The following is a 20,245-nucleotide window of genomic DNA, read 5'->3' as shown; positions in this document are numbered from 1 at the left end:
CCGCCGAGGTCGGCGGCACAGGAGGCGCGGCGTGCTGGAGCTGCTCGACGAAAGGTCACGCGCCCGGCCCCGCACCTCCGGAGTCGGGGCGGGAACCGCGCCGGGACGGCGGTTCCCGGCCACCGGTCGCGGTGCGGCCCCCCGCGCGCGTCAGTAGCGGCAGAGGGCCAGGAAGTCCTTCTCGAAGTCGGGGAACTCCGCGCGCACGGCCGTGAGCACGTCCTCGGCCGTGCGCTCCCGGCCCGGCGCGAACTCCTCCGCCACCGCGCGCAGCGCCGCGTCGGGTTCGGACCCGCCCGCGCCGTGCTCGACCGCCTCCACCGGCCCCACGCCGTCGGCGAGCAGCCACAGGAAGTCGCCGAGGTCCTTGGCCACCACGCCGACCGCGCCCTCGGAACCGAAGAACACCACCGGCTGCTCCTCCAGCGGCGCGCCCGGCCGCACCAGCCACAGCGCCGCGAGACCGCCCGTGCCGTCCTGGGCGAACACCCGGTACGGCTCGCCGTCCAGCTCCGCGTTCCCCGTCCAGGACCGGACCCAGCCCGTCGTCTCGTCGGCGGGCATGAAGTCCTGGTACGGCTCGTAGTCGACCCCGTCGTCGTAGTCGAAGTCGTGGCCCGCGAGGGCGTGCAGCGCGGGCGGGAAGGCGCGGTCACCGGACATGGCGCGCACGCTACCGTGGCGGTCCGACACCGGAGGGGGAGACACGGTGACCTGGACCGACGCCACGTGGGGCGTGTGGGGTGACCACGACAGGGTGCTGGCGCAGCTGGCGGCGGGCGCGGACCCGAACTCGGCGCACGGCACCAGCCCGCTGCACGCCGCCGCGCAACGGGGTTCGCGCGAGGTGGTCGCCGAACTGGCGTCCCGCGTGGACGACGTGGACGCGCCGCACGAGGGCCGCACCGCGCTGTGGCTCGCGGTGTACGAGGACCGCGCCGACAACGCGGAGGCCCTGCTGGCGGCGGGCGCCGACCCGTGGCTGCCGATGATGGCCGGGTGGTCGCCGGGCAGGCTCGGCCTCGCCGGTCCGCTCGCCCCGCTGTTCGCGGGCGGCCCCGGCGCGCTGTCGCCCGAGGAGGAGGCGCAGGCGGCGGAGGCCGCGCGCCTGAGGGCCGCGTTCGCCGACCAGGAGCGGGGCGGCGAGGGGGCGAGCGTCCTGGCCGTGGCGGGCGTGGACGCGGCGGGGGCCGCGCGCCGGCTGGGCGCCGTGCCCACCGAGGTCGACGACCCGGAGGACCCGGAGTGGGAGGACGACGTCGTGGGCGTGACGGACGTGCCGGGCGGGTGCGTGCTGCTCCAGCCGTGGGGGTACGCGGTGCAGGTGCCGGGCCTGGTGCGGGCGGTCGCCGCCGGGACCGACGCCTACGGCGTCTACGCCAACCCCAAGAGCGGCAACCAGGGCATCGCGGTGCGCGGCGGCGAGGTCGTCGGTTCGGACCTGCACCCGGGCGGCGAGCCGTTCGAGCGGGACCCGGCCGACCAGGTGCTGCTGTCCTACCTGCACCGGTACGACGCGGACGCCTTCGCGTGCGGTTACGCGGGGGTGCGCCCGACCGACGCGCGCCCGGTCACCGGCCCGCCGGACGCGTGGCTGCGCCTGCCGCGACGGGACTGGCGGAGCTGACCCCCAGGTCCGCCAGCACGGCGCGGGCCGCGCGGCGGCCGGACACCAGCGCGCCCTGGATCGAGCCGGTGTCGCGGTGGTCGCCGCACACGTACCGGCGGGGCGCCAGGCGGACCGGCTTGCGCAGCGGGTGCGGCGCGGGCGCGGCGGGCAGGGCGTGCGGCACGTCGTACCGCGCGAGCACCTCCCACCCGCCGACGGGCGTGCCGTAGAGCACGCCGAGGTGCGCCCGGACCTCCGCCTCGGTCGCGTCGGTCAGCACGGACGCCTGCACGAGCGGCGCGTCCGGCGAGTAGGCGCGCGAGACCTCGGACAGCACGGCGGTGTTGACGACCGGGCCGCCCGGGTCGCCGTCCACGACCAGCGTGGGGTCGCGCAGCGGCGAGGCGGGCGGCCGGAAGTACCACGTCGTCACGCCGTGCCAGTCCGGCGCGCCCAGGCCGGGCCACAGCCGGTCGGCGGTGGTGCCGTCGGTGGCGAGGACGACGTGGTCGGCGGCGAGCCGCTCCCCGCCGGCCAGCTCCACGCCGTCCGGCCGCACCGCCACCACCGGCGCGCCGAGCCGCACGTCGAGGCCGCGCGCCAGCAGCCGGGGCAGCTCGCCCATGCCGAGCGCGGGCAGCGCCGCGCCGCCGCGCGCGAAGCTGCGCCACACCAGGTGGAAGAACCGCGAGGACGTGGTCAGCCGGTCCTCCAGGAACACGCCCGCCAGGAACGGCCGCAGCACGGTGTCCACGGCGTCGTCGGACAGCCACCGGCGCAGCTCCTCGCGGGTGGTGCGGTCGGGCGCGGACGTGATCGCGCCCGCCGGGCCGGCCAGGTCCCGCAGCGAGATCCCGGCCAGCGCGACCAGGTCGCGCAGGCCGAGCACGTGCTGCCCCAGCGCGCCGCGGATCGCGTGCAGCCCGTCGCGCGGGTCGGCCAGCAGGGCGCGCCGGCCGCCGCGGTGGACGAACGCGCCGGGCCGGAAGTGGCGCAGGTCCAGCGCGTCGAGGTCGACATCGGCCAGCGCGGGGTAGGCGGGCAGCAGGATCTGGAAGCCGCGGTCGAACCGCACCCCGTCCACGACGTCGGTGCGCACCCGGCCGCCGACGTCGTCGGCCGCGTCGAGCACCACCACCCCGACCCCGGCGGCGGACAGCACCCGTGCCGCGTTCAGCCCGGCCAACCCCGCCCCGACGACCACCGCTTCGACCACGGTTCGACGCTAGTGCGGCGCACCGGCCCCCGCACGACGGGTGGTCAGCCCGGGTGCCTGCCGAGCAGGTCCGCCGCGTGCACCGCCTCCAGCGACAGCGTCTTGTACCCGACCTCGCCGAACAGCACGGTCACCCGGTCGGTCTCGCTGTGCACCACCGTGCCCTCGCCCCACTCGGCGTGGTGCACGCGGGACTGGGCCGGGTACTCGGGGTTGAGCGACACCCCGGTGCCCGCGTCGCCGCTCCGGCAGGTGTCGCAGTTGCCGCAGGCCCGTTCCAGCACCTCGCCGAAGTACCCGAGCAGGTGCTGCCGCCGGCACGCCCTGGTCTCGGCGTACGCCCGCAGCACCTCGATGCGGGACTTGTCGAGCCGCTGGAGCCGCTCCGCCTCCGCCGCGGCCAGGTCGGCGGCGCGCGCCGGGTCCTCGACGAGCCGGAACCGGCCCTTCGCGGCGGTGACCGCGCCGGTGGTCTCCAGCAGGTTCACCCAGGAGGTGACCCGCTGCCGCGACGTCCCCGACTCGCGGGCGAGTTCGGTGACGCGCAGCCCGGGGTGCTCCCCGATGAACGCGGCCAGCCGGGCGAGGCCGTCGCGGTCGACGCGCCGGGACTGGAGGAACCGCTGGAGCCCCAGGTCCTGCGGCCGGTAGAACAGCACGGCCCGCGCCGGGTCGCCGTCGCGGCCCGCCCGCCCGATCTCCTGGTAGTAGGCGTCGAGCGAGCCGGGCGCGGAGGCGTGCGCGACGAACCGCACGTCCGGCTTGTCGATGCCCATGCCGAACGCGGAGGTCGCCGCCACCACGTCGACCCGGCCGGTCATGAACGCGTCCTGCACTCGGTCGCGGTCGGCGGCCTTCATGCCCGCGTGGAACGGCTCGGCCCGCACGCCCTTGGCGGACAGCTCCTCCGCGTACCGGGCGGCGTCCTTGCGGGTCGCCACGTACACCAGGCCGGGCCCCGGCTCCTCGACCACCCAGTCGCGCACCGCGCGCCGCTTCTCGTCGTCGGAGTGGTGCAGCCGCACGTCGAGCGACAGGTTCGGCCGGTCGAAGCCGAGCGTCACCACGGCCGGGTCGCGCATGGCGAGGTGCTCGACGACGTCCTCGCGCACGGCGGGCCCGGCGGTGGCGGTGAGGGCGAGCACGGGCGGGCGGCCGAGGCGTTCGGCGGCGGAGGCCAGGCGCAGGTAGTCGGGCCGGAAGTCGTGGCCCCACGCGGACACGCAGTGCGCCTCGTCCACGACGAGCAGCGCGGGCCGACCGAGGCGCTCCACCACCTCGGGGTTGGCCAGCTGCTCCGGCGACACGAACAGGTACCGGGCCCCGCCGGACGCCACGGCGTCCCACGCGGCGGCGTTGTCCACTTCGGACTGTCCCGAGTTGACCAGCACCGCGGGCGGCGCGCCGCTGTCGCGCAGCGCGGCGACCTGGTCGCGCTGGAGGGCGATCAGCGGCGACACGACGACCACCAGGCCGTCCAGCAGCACGCCCGGCACCTGGTAGACGGCGGACTTCCCGGCCCCGGTGGGCAGCACCACGACCACGTCGCGCCCGGCCATGACGTGCGTCATCGCGTCCAGCTGCTCGTCGCGCAACGACGACCAGCCGAACACCTCGGACGCGGTCTCCCGCAACCGCGCGCGGTCACCCACGGGCCAGCCCCTCCCAGAAGCGCGCCAGCACCGCCGCACCGGCGAGCAGCACGTCCACCCGGGCGCGTTCGTCGGCGGAGTGCCAGCGGTCCTCGGGCAGCCCGGTGCCGAAGAACACCAGGGGCGCGCCCAGCCGCTCGGCGATCCGGTGCGCCGGGCCGCCGCCCGCGTTGCCCATGACCCCGACCGGCCGCCCGAACTCCTCGCCCACGGCGTCCACCAGCACGCGCAGGGCGGGCAGGTCGTCGGGCGTGCGGTACGGCTCCTGCGCCGTGTCCCCGCTGAGCGCCACCTCGTGCTCGTAGGGCGGGGCCACCGTGTCGGCGAGCCACCGCTCCAGCAGTTTCCCGATCTCCTCGGTGCTCTGGTCGGCGACCGTGCGGATGCTCAGGTCGGCGCTCGCGACGGTCGGGATCGTGGCGCGCGGCGGGCCGTCGACGTCCCCGGCGCGCAGCGACAGCACCTCCAGCGTCGGCCGCGCCCACAGGGACTCCGGCGCGCTGTAGCCGGGTTCGGCGACAATGGCGCGGGTCCCGGTGCGCTCCACCCAGTCGTCCTCGTCGAACGGCAGGTCGGCGTAGGCGGCCCTGGTCGCCGCGGCCGGTTCGCGCACCCGGTCGTGGAAGCCGGGCAGCGCGACCCGGCCCTCGTCGTCGTGCAGCAGCGCGAGGACGCGGCACAGCTCGTGCACGGGGTTGGGCGAGGTGCCGGAGACCGCGCCGCTGTGCACGTCGCGCGCCGGGCCGCGGACCTCCAGGTGCGCCAACGTCGTCCCGAGCACGCTGGTGCACACGGCCGGGTGGTCGGCGTGCAGCAGCAGGGTGTCGGTGTACACGACCAGGTCGGCGGCCAGGCGCGGGTCGCCCAGCAGGTCGGGCAGGTGCGCGGAGCCGGTCTCCTCCTCGCCCTCGACGAGGACGACGAGGTTCACCGCGGGCGCCTCCCGGTCGCGCAGGTGCGCCCGCAGGCCCCACAGGTGGCTCAGCACCTGGCCCTTCGCGTCGGACGCGCCCCGGGCGTGCACGGCGCCGTCGCGCACGACGGGGTCGAACGGCGGCGTCTCCCAGGGCGCGTCACCGGGCGGGCGCACGTCGTGGTGGCTGTAGACCAGCACGGTCGGCGCGCCGGGTGCGGCGCACCAGCGGGCGAACACCGCGTCCGCCGGCCACAGCTCGACCTCGGGGAAGCCGACCGACCGCAGCGCGTCGGCCAGCCAGTGGGCGGAGCGGCGCACGTCGTCGGCGTGCTCGGGCACGCCCGCGACGGACGGCACCCGGCACCACGCGACCAGCTCGTCCACGAACCGGTCGCGGTGGGCGTCGAGGAAACCCCGGACCTCGTTCACCGGCGCACCCGTGCCTTCCCGATCGCCACCCCGACCGCGACCAGCACCGCGCCCAGCACGAGGAAGCCCAGGTCGTAGGCCAGCTCGTGCGGACCGTGCCGGACGTGGTGCACGCCCAGCACGAGGTGGTCGACGACGCCCTCCACGAGGTTGAACACGCCCCAGCCGGCCAGCACCCCGCCCCACAGCACGCGGGCGGGCCGCGGCCCCGAGCGGTTGAGCAGCGCCACGCCGGCCAGCACGAGCAGCAGGCACAGCAGGTGGAACAGGCCGTCGCCGATCATGTTCGCGTGCGGGTCGTCCGGGTACCAGCCGGACAGCATGTGGTGCCAGCCCAGGAGCTGGTGGATCACGATCCCGTCGATGAAGCCGCCGATGCCCAGCCCCAGCACCAGCGACGCCCGGTCCACCCTCGTCATGGGGCCGGGTTAGCCCGCGACGGACGGGTCAAACGCGGGCGGAACCCACCAGGGCGGTCACGGCAGGGTGCCACTGGCGGCCGGCGGGGCCGGCGTGCGCCTGCCGCACGTGCCGCCGTGCCGCCGCTCGGCCAGGTCGGTGATCGCGGCGGACGCGGCCGGCGGGGCGGTGGTGGTCGGCGGCGTCCTGCTCCCCCGGCGTCCTGCTCACGCGGCGACCGGGTCGTGCCAGGATCAGGACATGAGCACCACTCTCGTCTTCGTGCCCGGCTCCAACAGCAACTCCTTCTCCTACGCGCCGCTGCTGCGCGAGCTGGCCCTGCTCGGCGTGCGCGCCCTCGCCGTGGACCTGCCGGGGCACGGGTACGCGGCCACCGTCCCCGCCGCCTACCAGGCGCAGGACCCGGAGGGCCTGGCCACCGCGCCCACCGGCCTGGCCGGGGTGTCGCACGAGGACAACGTGGCGCACGTGGTCGAGGTGGTGCGGCGGGCCGCCGGGCACGGGCCGGTGGTGCTGGTCGGCCACAGCCGGGGCGGGTTCACCGTCACGTCGGTGGCGAACCGGGTGCCGGAGCTGCTGTCCCGGGTCGTCTACGTGTCGGCGTGGTGCTGCGTGGACCTCTCCCCCGCCGAGTACGCGGCACAGCCCGAGTACGCGTCGAGCGCGCTGCACGACACCGCGGGCGTGCTGGCGGCCGCCCCGGCGGCGCTGGGCGCGCTGCGGCTGAACTGGCGCACGTCCGACCCGGCGCTGCTGGCCGCGCTCACCACCGCGCTGCACGCCGACGGCACGGAGTCGGAGGTGCTGGTCAGCCTCGGGCTGCTCGAACCGGACGAGGGCCTGGACGTCGGCGCCGACCGGGTGGACGCGGCGACCTGGGGCCGGGTGCCGCACACCTACGTGCGCCTGGCCCGTGACCGCTCGATCCCGGTGGCGTTGCAGGACCGGTTCGTCCGCGAGGCCGACGCGCTGACCCCGGGCAACCCGTTCGACGTGCGCACGCTCGACAGCAGCCACGTGGGCTTCCTGATCCACCCGGAGGAGGCCGCCGGCCTGTTCGCCGACCTGGCCTGATCCCGGGAATCCCGGTTTGTCAGTTTCTTGCGCGTCGCTGCTCACTTCTTGCATCCTGAGGTCGTCCCTCCAACGAAGGAGTGCGCGGTGTCCCTGTCACGCAGGACGTTCCTCGGGTCGGCCCTCGCCGCCTCGACCATCGGTGCCGCCTCGGCCACCTCCCCCGCCCTCGCGGCCAGTCCGCCCGGTGACGTCGTCGGCAAGGTCACCGTCGGCTACCAGGGGTGGTTCGCCGCCAAGGGCGACGGCTCGCCGCTGGACGGCTGGTGGCACTGGAGCGACGACTGGGGGCAGCCGCCGTCGCCGTCGAACCACGCGCTGACGGCGTGGCCGGACATGACCGACTACGAGCGCGAGTACACCACCGCGTTCGGGACGCTCGGCGACGGCAGCCCGGCGACGGTGTTCTCCAACCACGACTACCAGGCGGTGGACGTGCACTTCCGCTGGATGCGCGAGTACGGCTGCGACACCGCCGCGCTCCAGCGGTTCAACCCGACCGGCGGCGAGGGGCCGATCCGCGACGCGGTCACCGCGCACGTCCGGCGCGCGGCCGAGGCGCACGGCGTGAAGTTCTACATCATGTACGACGTCACCGACTGGGCGAACATGCAGTCGGAGATCAAGGCCGACTGGCTGGGCAAGATGAAGGCGCACACCTCGTCCCCGGTGTACGCCCGGCAGAACGGCAAGCCGGTGGTGTGCGTCTGGGGCTTCGGCTTCAACGACCCGGGCCGCCCGTTCACCCCGCAGCAGTGCCAGGACGTGGTCGACTGGTTCAAGGGCCAGGGCGTCTACCTGATCGGCGGCGTGCCGACGCACTGGCGGCGCGAGGTCGAGGACTCCCGGCCGGGGTTCGCGAACGTGTACCGCAGCTTCCACATGCTCTCGCCGTGGATGGTGGGCCGGATCGGGAACGTCGCGGACGCGGACCACTTCCACGCCAACGTCAACGGCCCCGACCAGGCCGAGTGCACCCGCCTCGGCATCGACTACCAGCCGTGCGTGCTGCCCGGCGACCTGTCGCGGCGGCACCGGGCGCACGGCGACTTCATGTGGCGGCAGTTCTACAACGCGGTCCGCTTGGGCGTGCAGGGCGTCTACATCTCGATGTTCGACGAGTACAACGAGGCCAACCAGATCGCCAAGACACCGGAGACGCAGGCGGGCATCCCGGTCGGCTCCGGCTTCCTGGCCCTGGACGAGGACGGCACGCGCTGCTCGTCGGACTACTACCTGCGGCTCACCGGCGACGGCGGGAGGATGCTCAAGGGCCTCATCCCGCTGACCGCCGTGCGGCCGACGAAACCGGTGCCCGACACCGGCCCGCCCCCCGTCGACCGCGACCTCGCGGCCGGGCGGCCGACCGCGCAGAGCAGCCAGACCCAGGGCTACGGCAGCCACCTCTCGGTGGACGGCGACCCGCACACCTACTGGGAGAGCGCCAACAACGCGTTCCCGCAGTGGGTGCAGGTGGACCTGGGCTCGACGGCCTCGCCGAAGCGGATCGGGCTGGGCCTGCCGCCGAACCCGGCGTGGGGCGGGCGCACGCAGACCGTCGCGGTGGAGGTCAGCGCGAACGGGTCGACCTTCACCACGCTCGTGGGCGCGACCGGGTACGCGTTCGACCCGGCGACCGGGAACGCGGTGACGGTCGCGCTGCCGGCGGGCGCGCAGGCGAGGTACGTGCGGCTGCGGTTCACCGGCAACACCGGGTGGCCGGCGGGTCAGCTGTCCCGGTTCCAGGTGTTCGGTTGAGCGGTGCTCCCGGACGCTGTGGGAGCGCTCCCGGGGTAGGCTCCGCCGCATGGTGAGCGTGTTCGTGACGGGGTCGTCGGACGGTATCGGGCAGGAGACGGCGGCGACGCTCGTGGCCCTCGGGCACCGGGTGGTGCTGCACGCGCGGAACGACGAGCGGGCCGAGCAGGCGATGGCCGCCGTCCCCGGCGCCGACGGCGTCCTCGTCGGCGACCTCGCGTCGCTGGCCGGGACCCGCGCCCTGGCGACCGCCGCCGCCGCCCCCTTCGACGTGGTCGTCCACAACGCGGGGCTCGGCGGTGGCCTGCCGTCCAGGGTCGTCACCGAGGACGGCCTCGAACTGCTGTTCCAGGTCAACGTGCTGGCGCCGTACCTGCTGACGGCCCTGATGCCCAGGCCGGGGCGGCTGGTCTACCTGACGTCCGGCCTGGAGGCCCAGGGCGTCGCCGACCTGACCGACCTCCAGCACGAGCGCGGCCCGTGGGACGGGATGCAGGCGTACTCGGACTCGAAGCTGCTCGACGTGGTGCTGGCGTTCGCGGTGGCCCGGCGCTGGCCGGACGTGCCGAGCAACGCGGTCGACCCGGGCTGGATCAAGACCAAGCTGGGCGGTCCGGGCGCGACCGACGAGCTGCCCAGGGGGGCGGAGACCCAGGTGTGGCTCGCGACCACCGACGCGCCGGTGACCGGGCGCTACCTCAAGTGGCGCGAGGAGCTGCGCGCCAACCCGGCCGCCTACGACGAGGCGGTCCAGGACGGCCTGCTCGCGGCGTGCGCGGAGCTGACCGGCGTCACCCTGCCCTGAGGCGGCACCGACCCCGGGGCGCACCGGTCGACCCGCACCGGTCGACCCGCGCCGGGGACGCGCCGGCCGAGCGCGTCACCGCCCCGGCAGGACCGGTGCCCCCGCGCGGTCGGGGCGGTCGGCGGGCGTGCCGACCAGGTCGCGACCGAGGTCGCCGCGCAGCGTGGCCACCGCGTCCAGCACGTAGTTCTGCCGCACCCGCCACGGCCCGGTGTGCCCCTGGCGCGGAAACGCGTGGACGGCCCGCTGCACGTACCCCGACGCGAGGTCCAGCAGCGGTCGCCGCTCCAGCGCGCGCCCGGGCGTCGGGACCACCGCCGCGTAGCCGTTCCGGTCCATGAACCGGAGCACGCGGCACACCAGGCGCGAGGTGAGGTCGGCCCGCAGCGTCCACGACGCGTTGGTGTAGCCGACGCACACGGCGAAGTTCGGCAGGTTCGTGACCATCGCGCCGCGCCACAGGAACTGGTCGGGCAGCGGGACCGCGCGGCCGTCCACCGACGGCTCGATCCCGCCGAACGCGAGCAGCCGCAGGCCGGTCGCGGTCACCACGACGTCGGCCTCCAGCACCCGCCCGGACCTCAGCCGCACGCCCTCGGGCACGAAGGTGTCGACGTGGTCCGTCACGACCGACGCGCGGCCCGCCGTGACGGCGGTGAACAGGTCGGCGTCGGGGATCGCGCACAGGCGCTGGTCCCACGGGTCGTACGTGGGCGTGAAGTGCTCGCGCACCGCCTCGGCGTCGCCGAGGACCTTCGTGGACAGTCCGGTGAGCACCTTGCGCGCGACCTTCGGGAAGCGGCGGCAGAACTGGTAGAACGCCAGGCCGAACGTGATGTTCTTGGCCCGCACCACCCGGTGCGCCACGCCCGCGGGCAGCAGCGCGCGCACCTTGTCGGCGATCTTGTCGCTGCCCGGCACGGGGCTGATCCAGGTGGGCGAGCGCTGGAGCATGGTGACGTGCGCGGCGGTCCGGGCCATCGACGGCACCAGCGTCACCGCCGTCGCGCCGCTGCCGATCACCACGACCCGCTTGCCCGCGTGGTCGAGGTCCCCGGGCCAGAACTGGGGGTGCACCACCCGCCCGGTGTAGTCCTCGACGCCGGGGAACACCGGGTCGTGGCCCCGGTCGTAGTCGTAGTAGCCCGCGCACGCGTAGAGGAAGCCGCACGTCATCGTGCTCTCGACGACCTCGCCGTCCGGCCCGCGCCGGCGCAGGGTCAGCGTCCACCGGTCGGTCGCGGTGGAGAAGTCCGCCGCCACCACCTTCGTGCCGTAGCGGACCAGGCGGTCGATGCCGTGCTCGGCGGCCGTCTCCCGCACGTAGCGCAGGATCGACGGGCCGTCCGCGATCGACTTCGCCTCGCGCCACGGCCGGAACGGATAGCCGAGCGTGAACATGTCCGAGTCCGACCGGACGCCCGGGTAGCGGAAGAGGTCCCAGGTGCCGCCCATGGCGTCGCGCGCCTCGACGACCGCGACGGACTTGTCCGGGCACTCCGTGCGCAGCCGGTAGGCCGCGCCGACGCCGGACAGTCCGGCGCCGACGATCACGACGTCGAGGTGCTCGGGAGCGGTCATGGTCCCAGTGTGCTGGAGGCCGTACCCGCCGACTTGACCGGGGGCGACAAGTATTTGACCCTGGACGACATGTCGGTGATCCGCTCCGCGGGCCTGCGCGGCTTCCGCGCGACCGTGGCCGAGCTGGGCGGCCGGGCCGAGGACTACGCCCGCGCGGCCGGGTTGCCGACGGCCGCGCTGGACGTGGACGACCTGCTGGTGTCCGACCGCGTGGTGGCCGACGTGCTGGAGGTTGCGGCGGCCGAGCTGCGGTGCCCCGACCTGGGGCTGCGGGTGGCCGCCCGGCAGGACTTCGGCATGCTCGGCCCGCTCGCGCTGGCCATCCGCCACTCCCCCACCGTCGCCGACGCGCTGGAGTGCACCTCGCGCTACCTGTTCGTGCACGCGAGGTCGCTGAGCCTCGCGCTGGTGGACGACCCGTACGGCGCGCCGGACCTGGTCGCGCTGCGCTACGGCCTGCCGCCGGGCCTGCCGGTGTCCGTGCAGGCGACCGACCTGGGCCTGGGCTTCCTGCACCGCTCGATCCGGTACCTGCTGGGCGACCGCTACCGCCTGCGCGGCGTGGAGCTGCCCTACCCGCCGGTCGCACCCCTGGCCGCGTACGAGGAGTTCTTCGGCGCGACCGTCCACACCGGACGGGAGGCGCCGATGCTCCGGATGCCCCGGGCGCTGACCCGCGAACCCCTGGCGGGCGGCGACGAGCGCGTGTGGCGCCTGGCGCTGGCGTTCCTCGCCGAGCAGGCGCCGGGCGACCACGGCACGGCGTCGAGGGTGCGCGGCGTGCTGACCCGGTCGCTGGGCACGGTCCCGCCGGAGATCACCGCCGTGGCCCGCCTGCTGGCCCTGCACCCGCGCACCCTGCAACGCCGCCTGGCCGCCGAGGGCACCACGTTCCACCGGGTGCTCGACGAGGTGCGCCGGGACGCCGCCAAGCGCTACCTGACCACGACCGACGTCCCCCTGGGCCAGGTGGCGGCCATGCTGGGCCTGTCGGAGCAGTCGGCCCTGACCCGCTGCTGCCGCCGCTGGTTCGGCGCCACCCCCACCGCCGTCCGCCGCGGCGGGTGACCTGCCGCGGCGTCCTCGTGTCGCGCCGGGTCAAGTTCCTGTCGCGCCCGGTCAAGTCAGGCCCTTCCCCCACCCGGCAGACTGGACGCCCAGACCCGTTCGAGGAGGCCGCATGTCCAAGCTCCCCCGGTTCGCGTTCCGCGGTGGCACGGCCGTCGTCACCGGCGCGGCGAGCGGCATGGGCGAGCAGGTGGCGTACGGCCTCGCCCGGCGCGGCTGCCACCTGGTGCTGCTCGACCGGGACGCGGAAAGGCTGGGGGCCGTGGCGTCCCGCATCACCGGCGTCGACGTCGACACCCTCGTGGTCGACCTGGCGGACGTCGACGCGCTCGACGGCGTCGCCGCGAAGGTCGTCGCCGACCACCCGCGGATCACGCTGCTGGTCAACAACGCGGGCGTCGCGCTCGGCGGCACGTTCGACCAGGTCTCCGCCGAGGAGTTCGACTGGGTGCTGGCCGTCAACCTGCGGGCCCCGGTGGCGCTGACCCGGCTGCTGCTGCCGACCCTGCTGGCCTCGCCGGGCAGCCACGTCGTCAACGTCTCCAGCCTGTTCGGCCTCATCGGCCCGCCCGGCCAGACCGCCTACTCCACCAGCAAGTTCGCCCTGCGCGGGTTCAGCGAGTCGCTCCGCCACGAGCTGGCCGACCGGGGCGTCGGCGTGACCTGCGTGCACCCCGGCGGCATCCGGACGCGGATCGCCGAGACCGCGCGCGTCGCCGCCGCCGCGAGCGAGGCCGACGCCGAGGCGGGCAAGGAGGGGTTCGCCAAGCTCCTCACCTACCCGGCGGACAAGGCCGCCGAGCAGATCCTGGCGGGCGTCGAGAAGCGCCGGGGCCGCGTGCTCATCGCCTGGACGGCGGTCGTCCCCGACCTGCTGGCCAGGCTGTTCCCCACCTCGTACATGGCCGTGATGAACCGCCTGAGCCCGTCCACGGCCCGCAACGCCCAGCGCCGCGCCACCCCCGCCGAACGGTAGCGCCACCACGGGTCCGCCCACCCCGGCGCGGTCACGGTGAACAGCACGTACCCGCAGCTCAACGCCCGGCGGCCGGGGTGGGCCGCGACCCACGCGTCCACCACGTCCGCCGGGAACTCGATCCGCAGCACCGCCTCCAACTCGGCGGCGTCGCGGCACCGCCACGAGGACATCACCGCGGTCCGCTCGGCGCCCCGCACCTGCCACCACGCGTCCGTCGTCTCCGCCGCGCCCTGCGCCGACGACCACGGCGACGCCCCGGGCAACCCGGCGAACTCCCCCTCGCGCCAGTCGTTGTCGATCACCACCAGCCGCCCGCCCGGCCGCAGCACCCGCAGCACCTCCCGCAACCCGCCCGAGCAGTCGGGCGGGAAGAAGTACGCGAACCGCGCGTGCACCACGTCCACGCTCGCGTCGGCCAACGGGATGTGCTCCGCCGACCCGGCCGGCACCGCCCCCGCCGGCACCCCCTCCCGCACCCGGGCCCGCGCCAGCAGGCCGGGGTCCGGCTCGACCCCGACCACCCGCCCCGCGTCGGCGTACCGCGGCAACCAGAACCCGGTGCCGCAGCCCAGGTCGAGCAGCGTGCACCCGGCCAGTCGGCCCGCTCGCGCAACGCGGCCCACAGCACCCCGTCGGGGTCGATCGCCTCGTTCTCGCGTTCTTACACGTCCGGGTGGTCGGCGATGTTGGGCGCGCGGTGGAAGTCGGGGAACACCGGGCACACGGTGGACCGCGCACCGGCGGGACCCGTCCCAGGTGAACGCGCCACCGCCTCGGGTGGGTGGATTCACAGGTCCTCTCAGGAACACCGGTGAGCTGGGGGTTGCCACGCCACCTGGACTAGGCCATCCGGGGTATTGCCCGAAGGGCGCGTATTCGACGCCCGCCGGCTGGTACATGTGTAGTACGAGGCGGCCACAGGGGGTGCGCCCGCCTCGCCCCCGGCTGCGGCCGGGCATCTCATGATCCGGGGGGATCAATGAAAAAGCACGGCACCGACAGCTTCTTCGTCGTCGGCGAGGGAGTGCTGGAGTTCGACCGCGGCGGCGAGGCGCGGACGCGCCGACCGAGCACGGTCGAGGAGCTGCGCCGGTTCCGGTTCTCGCGACTGGGCCCGACCGGGACGCAGCTGGACGAGGGGACCAGGACGGCCCTGGCCCAGGCGATGACGGACGCGGCGGCGGTCCAGCGGGACTCGGCGAACCCGCCGATCCCGGCGGGCTTCACCTACCTGGGCCAGTTCGTCGACCACGACCTGACCATGGACCGCAGCGAGTCGCAGCTCGGCGAGGACGTGAACCTCGACGAGCTGGTGCAGGGCCGTTCACCGGCGCTGGACCTCGACTCGCTCTACGGCCGCGGCCCGGAGGACCGCACCGACCGTGCCTTCTACGCCGCAGACCGGGTGAAGCTGAAGGTCGGCACGACCTCGCCCGCGGCGGCGAGCGGGCCGCTCAGCCAGGCGATGGAGGGCTTCGACCTGCCGCGGTTGGGCCAGACCGGCCTGACCGAGGAGGACCGCAGGCGCCCGTTGATCCCGGACGAGCGCAACGACGAGAACCTGGCCGTCGCCCAGACGCACCTGGCGTTCATCAGGTTCCACAACCGGGTCGTCGACGAGCTGGCGCTGCGCGGCCTGACCGGGCGGCGGCTGTTCGAGGCGGCGCGCGAGCAGGTGGTGCGGCACTACCAGTGGGTGCTGCGCCACGACTTCCTGCCGCGCGTGGTGGACCCGGCGATCGTGGACGACGTGTTCACCAACGGCAGGCGCTTCTTCGAGGCGCCCCGCCGGGGGCGACCGCCGGTGGGCCTGCACCCGACGATGCCGCTGGAGTTCTCGGTGGCCGCGTACCGGTTGGGGCACAGCATGATCCGGGCCTCGTACGAGTGGAACCGGGTGTTCAACACGCCGAACGGGATCGCGGGGACGCTGTTCCTGCTGTTCGTGTTCAGCGGGACGTCCGGCAACTTCGACCCGGGCTCGGCGCTGCCGGACCTGGACGACCCGAACCACGAGAGCGTCGACGCGCTGCCCACCAACTGGATCGCCGACTTCCGCCGGCTGTACGACTTCGCCGAGGCCGACCGGCCGGACCTCGCGCCGCCCGTCGACGGCGGCAACGTGACCAAGCGGCTCGACTCGCTGCTGGTGGACCCGCTCAGGCAGTTGCCGGCGGGCACCTTCGACGGGCGCGGCACGGTGGTCACGGAGATCCAGCGCAACCTCGCCTTCCGCAACCTGACCCGGGCGAACATGGTCCGGCTCGCGAGCGGGCAGCAGATGGCGGAGTTCCTGGAGGTGGAACCGCTGACGGCCGAGCAGGTCCTGGTCGGCGACGGCGGCGCGAGCCTGGAGTCGCTGACCGACGAGCAGAAGGCCGCGGTGACCGCCGCGACCCCGCTGTGGTTCTACGTCCTGCGCGAGGCCGAGTTCACCGGCGGCCGGCTCGGGGCGGTCGGCGGCCGGATCGTCGCGGAGGTGTTCCACCGAGCGATGGAGGGCAGCCGGACGTCCATCGTGCGCGAGCCGTCGTGGCGGCCCACGCTCGGTCCGGACCGGCGGACGTTCCGGATGGTCGACCTGCTCCTCTTCGCGTTCGAGGGCAAGGCCGACCTGCTCAACCCGCTGGGCGACTGACCGTGCCGGCCCGCTTGGGGGAGCGGACCGGGGTGGGCGGGAAGCTCGACCGCTGGGCGGCGCCCGCGCTGCGGGTGTCGATCGCCGTCGTGTTCGTCTGGTTCGGAGTGCTCAAGGTGACCGGTGACTCGCCGGTCGCGGAGCTGGTCGGGGCCGCCGTGCCGTGGGTGGACCGGGGTGTCCTGGTGCCCGCGCTGGGGTGGTTCGAGGTCGTGCTGGGTGTGGCGTTGCTGCTCGGGCGGCTGCCGCGGCTGACGCTGGTCGTCGTGGCGGTCCACCTGGCGGGGACCTTCGTGGTCTTCGTCCGGGCGCCGGCCCTCGTGGTGATCGGGGGCAACCCGCTGCTGCTGACCGCGAACGGCGAGTTCGTGCTGAAGAACGTGGTGCTCATCTGCGCCGCCCTGGTGCTGCTCGGGAGGGCGTCGGGGCGCGGGGAGGGCTGACCGCGCGCCCCGGTCCCCGGTCCTCCCGGGGACCGGGGACCGGGCCCGTCACCCGCCGGTGTGGCGGGCCCACTCGCGGTGGAAGCCGCGGACGTGCCGGGTCACCCTGGTCGCCGCCAGTTCCGGGTCCCCGGAGCGCACGGCGCGCAGGATGGCCCGGTGCTCGCGGCGCAGGCGGACGGCCGTGCGCGACCAGTCGGGCAGTTCCCGCACGGCGTCGAGCACGGCCTGCTGGATCGCGTCGCGCAGGCCGGCCATCACGGCGGTGTTGACCGCGTTGCCCGCGGCGGCGGTGAGGGCCACGTGGAAGTCGGCGTCGAGCCGGTGGAACGCGTCGGCGTCCAGGTCGGGGTCGTCCATGCGGTCCAGCAGGGCGGCGGCGCGGAGCAGGTCGGGGTGGTCCGGGTTGGCGGCGGCGGAGCGCACCGAGTGGCTCTCGATCATGACCCGGGTGTCCACCAGGTCGCCCATCGGCAGCCGCCGGGTCGCCAGGTGCAGGCGCAGGGCCGCGCCGAGGCCGCCCGCCGGGTCGGCGATGACGGTGGTGCCCGCGTCCGGTCCCGAGCCGACGCCGCTGCGCACCACGCCCAGGGCCTGCAGCACGCGGATCGCCTCGCGCACGGTGGCGCGGCTGACGCCCAGCTCCTCGGCGAGCCTGCGTTCGGCGGGCAGCTGCTCCCCCACGCCGAGCCTGCCCGCGGTCAGCTCCGACTCCACGTGCCGCAGCACCGCGCCGTATCCGGACACCTCGCGCCTCCTGTGGCCTGACCACAGCCCTGGTGTGGTCTGACCACAGAGTCTAAGCTCACCGGCGTGAGAGTCGCGCTGTTCGTCACGTGCCTGGTCGACGGGCTGTTCCCGGACGTCGGCAAGGCCACCGTCCGGCTGCTGGAACGGCTCGGCCACGAGGTGGTCGTCCCGCCGGCGCAGACGTGCTGCGGCCAGATGCACGTCAACACCGGCTACCCGGGCCAGGCGCTGCCGGTCATCCGCAACCACGTCAGGGCGTTCGAGGACGCCGAGGTGGTCGTCACGCCGTCCGGCTCGTGCGCGGGCTCGATCCGCCACCAGCACGCCGACGTGGCCCGCGGGCAGGGCGACCGGGGGTTGGCCGAGGCGGCGGAGGCGACCGCGGGGCGCACGTACGAGCTGTCGGAGTTCCTGGTCGACGTGCTCGGCCTCACCGACGTGGGCGCGTACTTCCCGCACCGCGTCACCTACCACCCCACGTGCCACTCGCTGCGCGTGCTCGAGGTCGGTGACCGGCCGCTGCGGCTGCTGCGCGCCGTGGAGGGCATCGACCTGGTCGAGCTGCCCTCCGCCGAGACGTGCTGCGGGTTCGGCGGCACGTTCGCGGTGAAGAACGCCGACACGTCCACCGCCATGCTCGCGGACAAGATGAGCAACGTCATCGGCACGCGGGCGGGCGTGCTCACGGCGGGCGACGCGTCGTGCCTGATGCACATCGGCGGCGGCCTGAGCAGGCTGCGCAGCGGCGTCCGCCCCCTGCACCTGGCGCAGGTCCTGGAGCACACGCGATGACCTTCCTCGGCATGCCCGCCGGCCGCGGCAACCTGAGCGGCGCCCCGTTCCCGGGTGCGGCGCGCACCGCGTTGGGCGACGCCCAGCTGCGCCGCAACCTGGCCAAGGCGACCACCACGATCCGGGCCAAGCGCGCGGGCGTCGTGGCCGAGCTGCCCGACTGGGCGGAGCTGCGCGCGGCCGGCGCGGCGATCAAGGACGACGTGCTGGCCAACCTCGACGAGTACCTGGTCCGGTTCGAGGAGGCGCTGACCGCGCGCGGCACGACCGTGCACTGGGCGCGCGACGCCGACGAGGCCAACCGGATCGTCACCGACCTGGTCCTCGCCACCGGCACGAGCGAGGTGATCAAGGTCAAGTCGATGGCCACCGCCGAGATCGGCCTCAACGAGGCGCTGGAGGCGGTCGGCGTGCACGCCGTGGAGACCGACCTGGCCGAGCTGATCGTGCAGCTCGGGAACGACCGGCCGAGCCACATCCTGGTGCCCGCCATCCACCTCGGCCGGGCCGAGATCCGGGAGGTGTTCCGGCAGCACATGCCCGGCGTCGACCCGGACCTCACCGCCGACCCGCGCGCGCTCGCCGAGGCCGCCCGCGAGCACCTGCGGCGGAAGTTCCTCACCGTCGACGTGGCGATCTCGGGCGCGAACTTCGGCATCGCCGACACCGGCTCGCTGGTCGTGGTCGAGTCCGAGGGCAACGGCCGGATGTGCCTCACGCTGCCGCGCACGCTGATCAGCGTGGTCGGCATCGAGAAGATGCTGCCGTCATGGCGCGACCTGGAGGTGTTCCTCCAGCTGCTGCCCCGCTCGTCCACCGGCGAGCGGATGAACCCCTACACGTCCGTGTGGACCGGCCCCACCGAGGGCCAGACCAGCCACGTCGTGCTGGTCGACAACGGCCGCACCGCCACCCTCGCCGACCCGGACGGGCGAGCCGCGCTGCGCTGCATCCGCTGCTCGGCGTGCCTGAACTCGTGCCCGGTCTACGAGCGCACCGGCGGCCACGCGTACGGCTCGACCTACCCGGGTCCGATCGGCGCGGTGCTGTCGCCGCAGCTCACGGGCGTGCTGGAGAACCCGACGCTGCCGTTCGCGTCCTCGCTGTGCGGGGTCTGCTACGACGTGTGCCCGGTCGCGATCGACATCCCGTCGATGCTGGTGCACCTGCGCGGCCGGGTGACCGCGGCCAAGCGCGCCACGCCCGAGTCGACCGCCATGCGCGCCCTGTCCTGGGTCATGTCCGACGCGCGCCGCTGGCGCAGGTTCACCCGGTTGGGCAAGTTCGGCCGGTTGGCGAGCAGGCACGTGCCGCTGCCCGGCTGGTCGGTGGCCCGGGACGTGCCGCAGCCGCCGCAGGAGACGTTCCGCGACTGGTGGGAGAACCGATGAGCGCCCGTGACGAGGTCCTCGCCCGCGTGCGCCGGGCCAAGGGCCCCGGTCAGGCCCCTCCGGTCCCGCGCGACTACCGCGCGGCCGGCACCCGGGTCGCCGACCTGGACCTGTTCGCCGAACGCCTGCGCGACTACCGGGCGCAGGTCCGCGTGGTGCCCGCCGACCGGGTCGCCGAGGCCGTCGCCGAGGCCCTGCGCGACCGGGGCGCGCGGACCGTCGTCGCCGCGCCGGGCGTCCCCCCGGAGTGGGCGCCCGGGGCGACCCGGACCCCCGTGGGCGTCGACGAGCTCGACCGCGCCGACGCCGTGGTCACCGGCTGCCGGGTGGCCGTCGCCGAGACCGGCACGATCGTGCTCGACCACGACGCGCCCGACCAGGGGCCGCGCGCGCTGACCCTGGTGCCCGACTACCACCTGGTGGTGGTGCGGGAGGAGCAGGTCGTGGCCGGTGTCCCGGACGCCGTGGCCCGGCTGGCGGGCGTGCGCACGCAGACCTGGATCAGCGGCCCGTCCGCGACCAGCGACATCGAGCTGGAACGCGTCGAGGGCGTGCACGGGCCGCGCACCCTGGAGGTCGTGATCGCCTCCCACATCATGGGCGGAACTGACCAGAACGGCGTTGTTCGGTAGCATCGCCGTGCCGGCCGAGAGGCGCTGCAACGGGCGAGGGCCCGCCACGCTCGGCCACCTGACCACCACAAGGGCGCCTCCCCACGACGGGA

The 20,245-nt window shown here is 74.9% G+C and carries 18 protein-coding genes and 1 pseudogene; 11 read left to right on the top strand and 8 right to left on the bottom strand.

The genetic code is table 11. The annotated features are described in order from the left end of the window. Positions 1–150 precede the first annotated feature (150 nt). Positions 151–663 (bottom strand): SMI1/KNR4 family protein, encoded by a 513-nt coding sequence (locus tag ACR807_RS05100; RefSeq protein WP_438920023.1) that lies wholly within the window; start codon positions 661–663, stop codon positions 151–153. 46 nt (positions 664–709) lie between these two features. Between ACR807_RS05100 and ACR807_RS05095 the strand changes: the two genes are divergently transcribed. Beyond that, complete coding sequence (locus ACR807_RS05095) at positions 710–1,627, top strand: ankyrin repeat domain-containing protein (protein ID WP_438920022.1); 918 nt, start codon at positions 710–712, stop codon at positions 1,625–1,627. Here the strand turns inward: ACR807_RS05095 and ACR807_RS05090 are convergent. From ACR807_RS05090 to ACR807_RS05075, 4 genes are read right to left on the bottom strand one after another with little or no spacing between them, the layout of a single operon-like run. After that, positions 1,572–2,825: an NAD(P)/FAD-dependent oxidoreductase gene (locus ACR807_RS05090; protein WP_438920021.1), complete on the bottom strand. Its 1,254-nt coding sequence runs from the start codon at positions 2,823–2,825 to the stop codon at positions 1,572–1,574. The two genes, ACR807_RS05095 and ACR807_RS05090, sit on opposite strands and share 56 nt — an antisense overlap. A gap of 44 nt (positions 2,826–2,869) precedes the next feature. Then, entirely contained in the window at positions 2,870–4,477 is a 1,608-nt protein-coding gene (locus tag ACR807_RS05085) for a RecQ family ATP-dependent DNA helicase (RefSeq protein ID WP_438920020.1), read from the bottom strand. Further along, on the bottom strand, positions 4,470–5,822 hold the full coding sequence (locus ACR807_RS05080) for a M20/M25/M40 family metallo-hydrolase (protein ID WP_438920019.1): 1,353 nt from the start codon (positions 5,820–5,822) through the stop codon (positions 4,470–4,472). The genes ACR807_RS05085 and ACR807_RS05080 overlap by 8 nt, the downstream gene beginning before the upstream one ends. Next, positions 5,819–6,241, bottom strand: coding sequence for a DUF2243 domain-containing protein (locus ACR807_RS05075; RefSeq protein ID WP_438920018.1), 423 nt, complete (start codon positions 6,239–6,241; stop codon positions 5,819–5,821). Before ACR807_RS05075 ends, ACR807_RS05080 begins: the two co-directional genes overlap by 4 nt. Positions 6,242–6,482: 241 nt before the next feature. On the opposite strand from ACR807_RS05075, the gene ACR807_RS05070 reads away from it, so the two are divergent. From ACR807_RS05070 to ACR807_RS05060, 3 genes are all read left to right on the top strand, one after another. Continuing rightward, positions 6,483–7,316: an alpha/beta hydrolase gene (locus ACR807_RS05070; RefSeq protein ID WP_438920064.1), complete on the top strand. Its 834-nt coding sequence runs from the start codon at positions 6,483–6,485 to the stop codon at positions 7,314–7,316. Positions 7,317–7,403: 87 nt separating this feature from the next. Then, positions 7,404–9,074: a glycoside hydrolase family 99 protein gene (locus tag ACR807_RS05065; RefSeq protein ID WP_438920017.1), complete on the top strand. Its 1,671-nt coding sequence runs from the start codon at positions 7,404–7,406 to the stop codon at positions 9,072–9,074. A gap of 49 nt (positions 9,075–9,123) precedes the next feature. Continuing rightward, complete coding sequence (locus ACR807_RS05060; protein WP_438920016.1) at positions 9,124–9,879, top strand: SDR family NAD(P)-dependent oxidoreductase; 756 nt, start codon at positions 9,124–9,126, stop codon at positions 9,877–9,879. 75 nt (positions 9,880–9,954) lie between these two features. Here the strand turns inward: ACR807_RS05060 and ACR807_RS05055 are convergent, their stop codons facing one another. Further along, the gene (locus ACR807_RS05055) at positions 9,955–11,460 is read right to left on the bottom strand and encodes a flavin-containing monooxygenase (protein WP_438920015.1); all 1,506 of its coding nucleotides are present in this window, start codon (positions 11,458–11,460) and stop codon (positions 9,955–9,957) included. A gap of 9 nt (positions 11,461–11,469) precedes the next feature. Between ACR807_RS05055 and ACR807_RS05050 the strand changes: the two genes are divergently transcribed. Then, on the top strand, positions 11,470–12,528 hold the full coding sequence (locus ACR807_RS05050) for an AraC family transcriptional regulator (protein ID WP_438920014.1): 1,059 nt from the start codon (positions 11,470–11,472) through the stop codon (positions 12,526–12,528). Positions 12,529–12,640: 112 nt separating this feature from the next. Then, complete coding sequence (locus ACR807_RS05045; protein WP_438920013.1) at positions 12,641–13,504, top strand: SDR family NAD(P)-dependent oxidoreductase; 864 nt, start codon at positions 12,641–12,643, stop codon at positions 13,502–13,504. A 302-nt stretch (positions 13,505–13,806) separates the two neighbouring features. Here the strand turns inward: ACR807_RS05045 and ACR807_RS05040 are convergent. Continuing rightward, a pseudogene (locus ACR807_RS05040) lies at positions 13,807–14,406 on the bottom strand (class I SAM-dependent methyltransferase); the annotation flags it as partial. Between the two features lie 80 nt (positions 14,407–14,486). Between ACR807_RS05040 and ACR807_RS05035 the strand changes: the two are divergent. After that, positions 14,487–16,145: a peroxidase family protein gene (locus ACR807_RS05035; protein WP_438920012.1), complete on the top strand. Its 1,659-nt coding sequence runs from the start codon at positions 14,487–14,489 to the stop codon at positions 16,143–16,145. Between the two features lie 32 nt (positions 16,146–16,177). Next, positions 16,178–16,588: a DoxX family membrane protein gene (locus ACR807_RS05030; protein ID WP_438920011.1), complete on the top strand. Its 411-nt coding sequence runs from the start codon at positions 16,178–16,180 to the stop codon at positions 16,586–16,588. Positions 16,589–16,636: 48 nt separating this feature from the next. Here ACR807_RS05030 and ACR807_RS05025 read toward each other — a convergent pair whose 3' ends face one another. After that, positions 16,637–17,335 (bottom strand): FadR/GntR family transcriptional regulator, encoded by a 699-nt coding sequence (locus tag ACR807_RS05025; RefSeq protein ID WP_438920010.1) that lies wholly within the window; start codon positions 17,333–17,335, stop codon positions 16,637–16,639. A gap of 66 nt (positions 17,336–17,401) precedes the next feature. Between ACR807_RS05025 and ACR807_RS05020 the strand changes: the two genes are divergently transcribed. From ACR807_RS05020 to ACR807_RS05010, 3 genes are read left to right on the top strand one after another with little or no spacing between them, the layout of a single operon-like run. After that, complete coding sequence (locus tag ACR807_RS05020; RefSeq protein ID WP_438920009.1) at positions 17,402–18,130, top strand: (Fe-S)-binding protein; 729 nt, start codon at positions 17,402–17,404, stop codon at positions 18,128–18,130. Continuing rightward, the gene (locus ACR807_RS05015) at positions 18,127–19,521 is read left to right on the top strand and encodes a lactate utilization protein B (RefSeq protein WP_438920008.1); all 1,395 of its coding nucleotides are present in this window, start codon (positions 18,127–18,129) and stop codon (positions 19,519–19,521) included. The genes ACR807_RS05020 and ACR807_RS05015 overlap by 4 nt, the downstream gene beginning before the upstream one ends. Beyond that, the gene (locus tag ACR807_RS05010) at positions 19,518–20,153 is read left to right on the top strand and encodes a LutC/YkgG family protein (protein WP_438920007.1); all 636 of its coding nucleotides are present in this window, start codon (positions 19,518–19,520) and stop codon (positions 20,151–20,153) included. Before ACR807_RS05015 ends, ACR807_RS05010 begins: the two co-directional genes overlap by 4 nt. The last annotated feature ends 92 nt before the right edge of the window (positions 20,154–20,245 follow it).

This window comes from Saccharothrix sabaoui, from assembly GCF_051756985.1.
In the GTDB taxonomy this organism is placed as follows: domain Bacteria; phylum Actinomycetota; class Actinomycetes; order Mycobacteriales; family Pseudonocardiaceae; genus Actinosynnema.
The sequence above is the reverse complement of the archived record's forward strand: the minus strand, read 5'-3'. Positions and strand labels throughout refer to the sequence as shown.

What these genes read in the sequence shown, in the direction of transcription:
- ACR807_RS05055 (WP_438920015.1), bottom strand. Translation starts at nt 11,460, where the DNA reads ATGACCGCTCCCGAGCACCTCGACGTCGTGATCGTCGGCGCCGGACTG.
- ACR807_RS05070 (WP_438920064.1), top strand. Translation starts at nt 6,483, where the DNA reads ATGAGCACCACTCTCGTCTTCGTGCCCGGCTCCAACAGCAACTCCTTC.
- ACR807_RS05010 (WP_438920007.1), top strand. Translation starts at nt 19,518, where the DNA reads ATGAGCGCCCGTGACGAGGTCCTCGCCCGCGTGCGCCGGGCCAAGGGC.
- ACR807_RS05015 (WP_438920008.1), top strand. Translation starts at nt 18,127, where the DNA reads ATGACCTTCCTCGGCATGCCCGCCGGCCGCGGCAACCTGAGCGGCGCC.
- ACR807_RS05100 (WP_438920023.1), bottom strand. Translation starts at nt 663, where the DNA reads ATGTCCGGTGACCGCGCCTTCCCGCCCGCGCTGCACGCCCTCGCGGGC.
- ACR807_RS05045 (WP_438920013.1), top strand. Translation starts at nt 12,641, where the DNA reads ATGTCCAAGCTCCCCCGGTTCGCGTTCCGCGGTGGCACGGCCGTCGTC.
- ACR807_RS05060 (WP_438920016.1), top strand. Translation starts at nt 9,124, where the DNA reads ATGGTGAGCGTGTTCGTGACGGGGTCGTCGGACGGTATCGGGCAGGAG.
- ACR807_RS05075 (WP_438920018.1), bottom strand. Translation starts at nt 6,241, where the DNA reads ATGACGAGGGTGGACCGGGCGTCGCTGGTGCTGGGGCTGGGCATCGGC.
- ACR807_RS05035 (WP_438920012.1), top strand. Translation starts at nt 14,487, where the DNA reads ATGAAAAAGCACGGCACCGACAGCTTCTTCGTCGTCGGCGAGGGAGTG.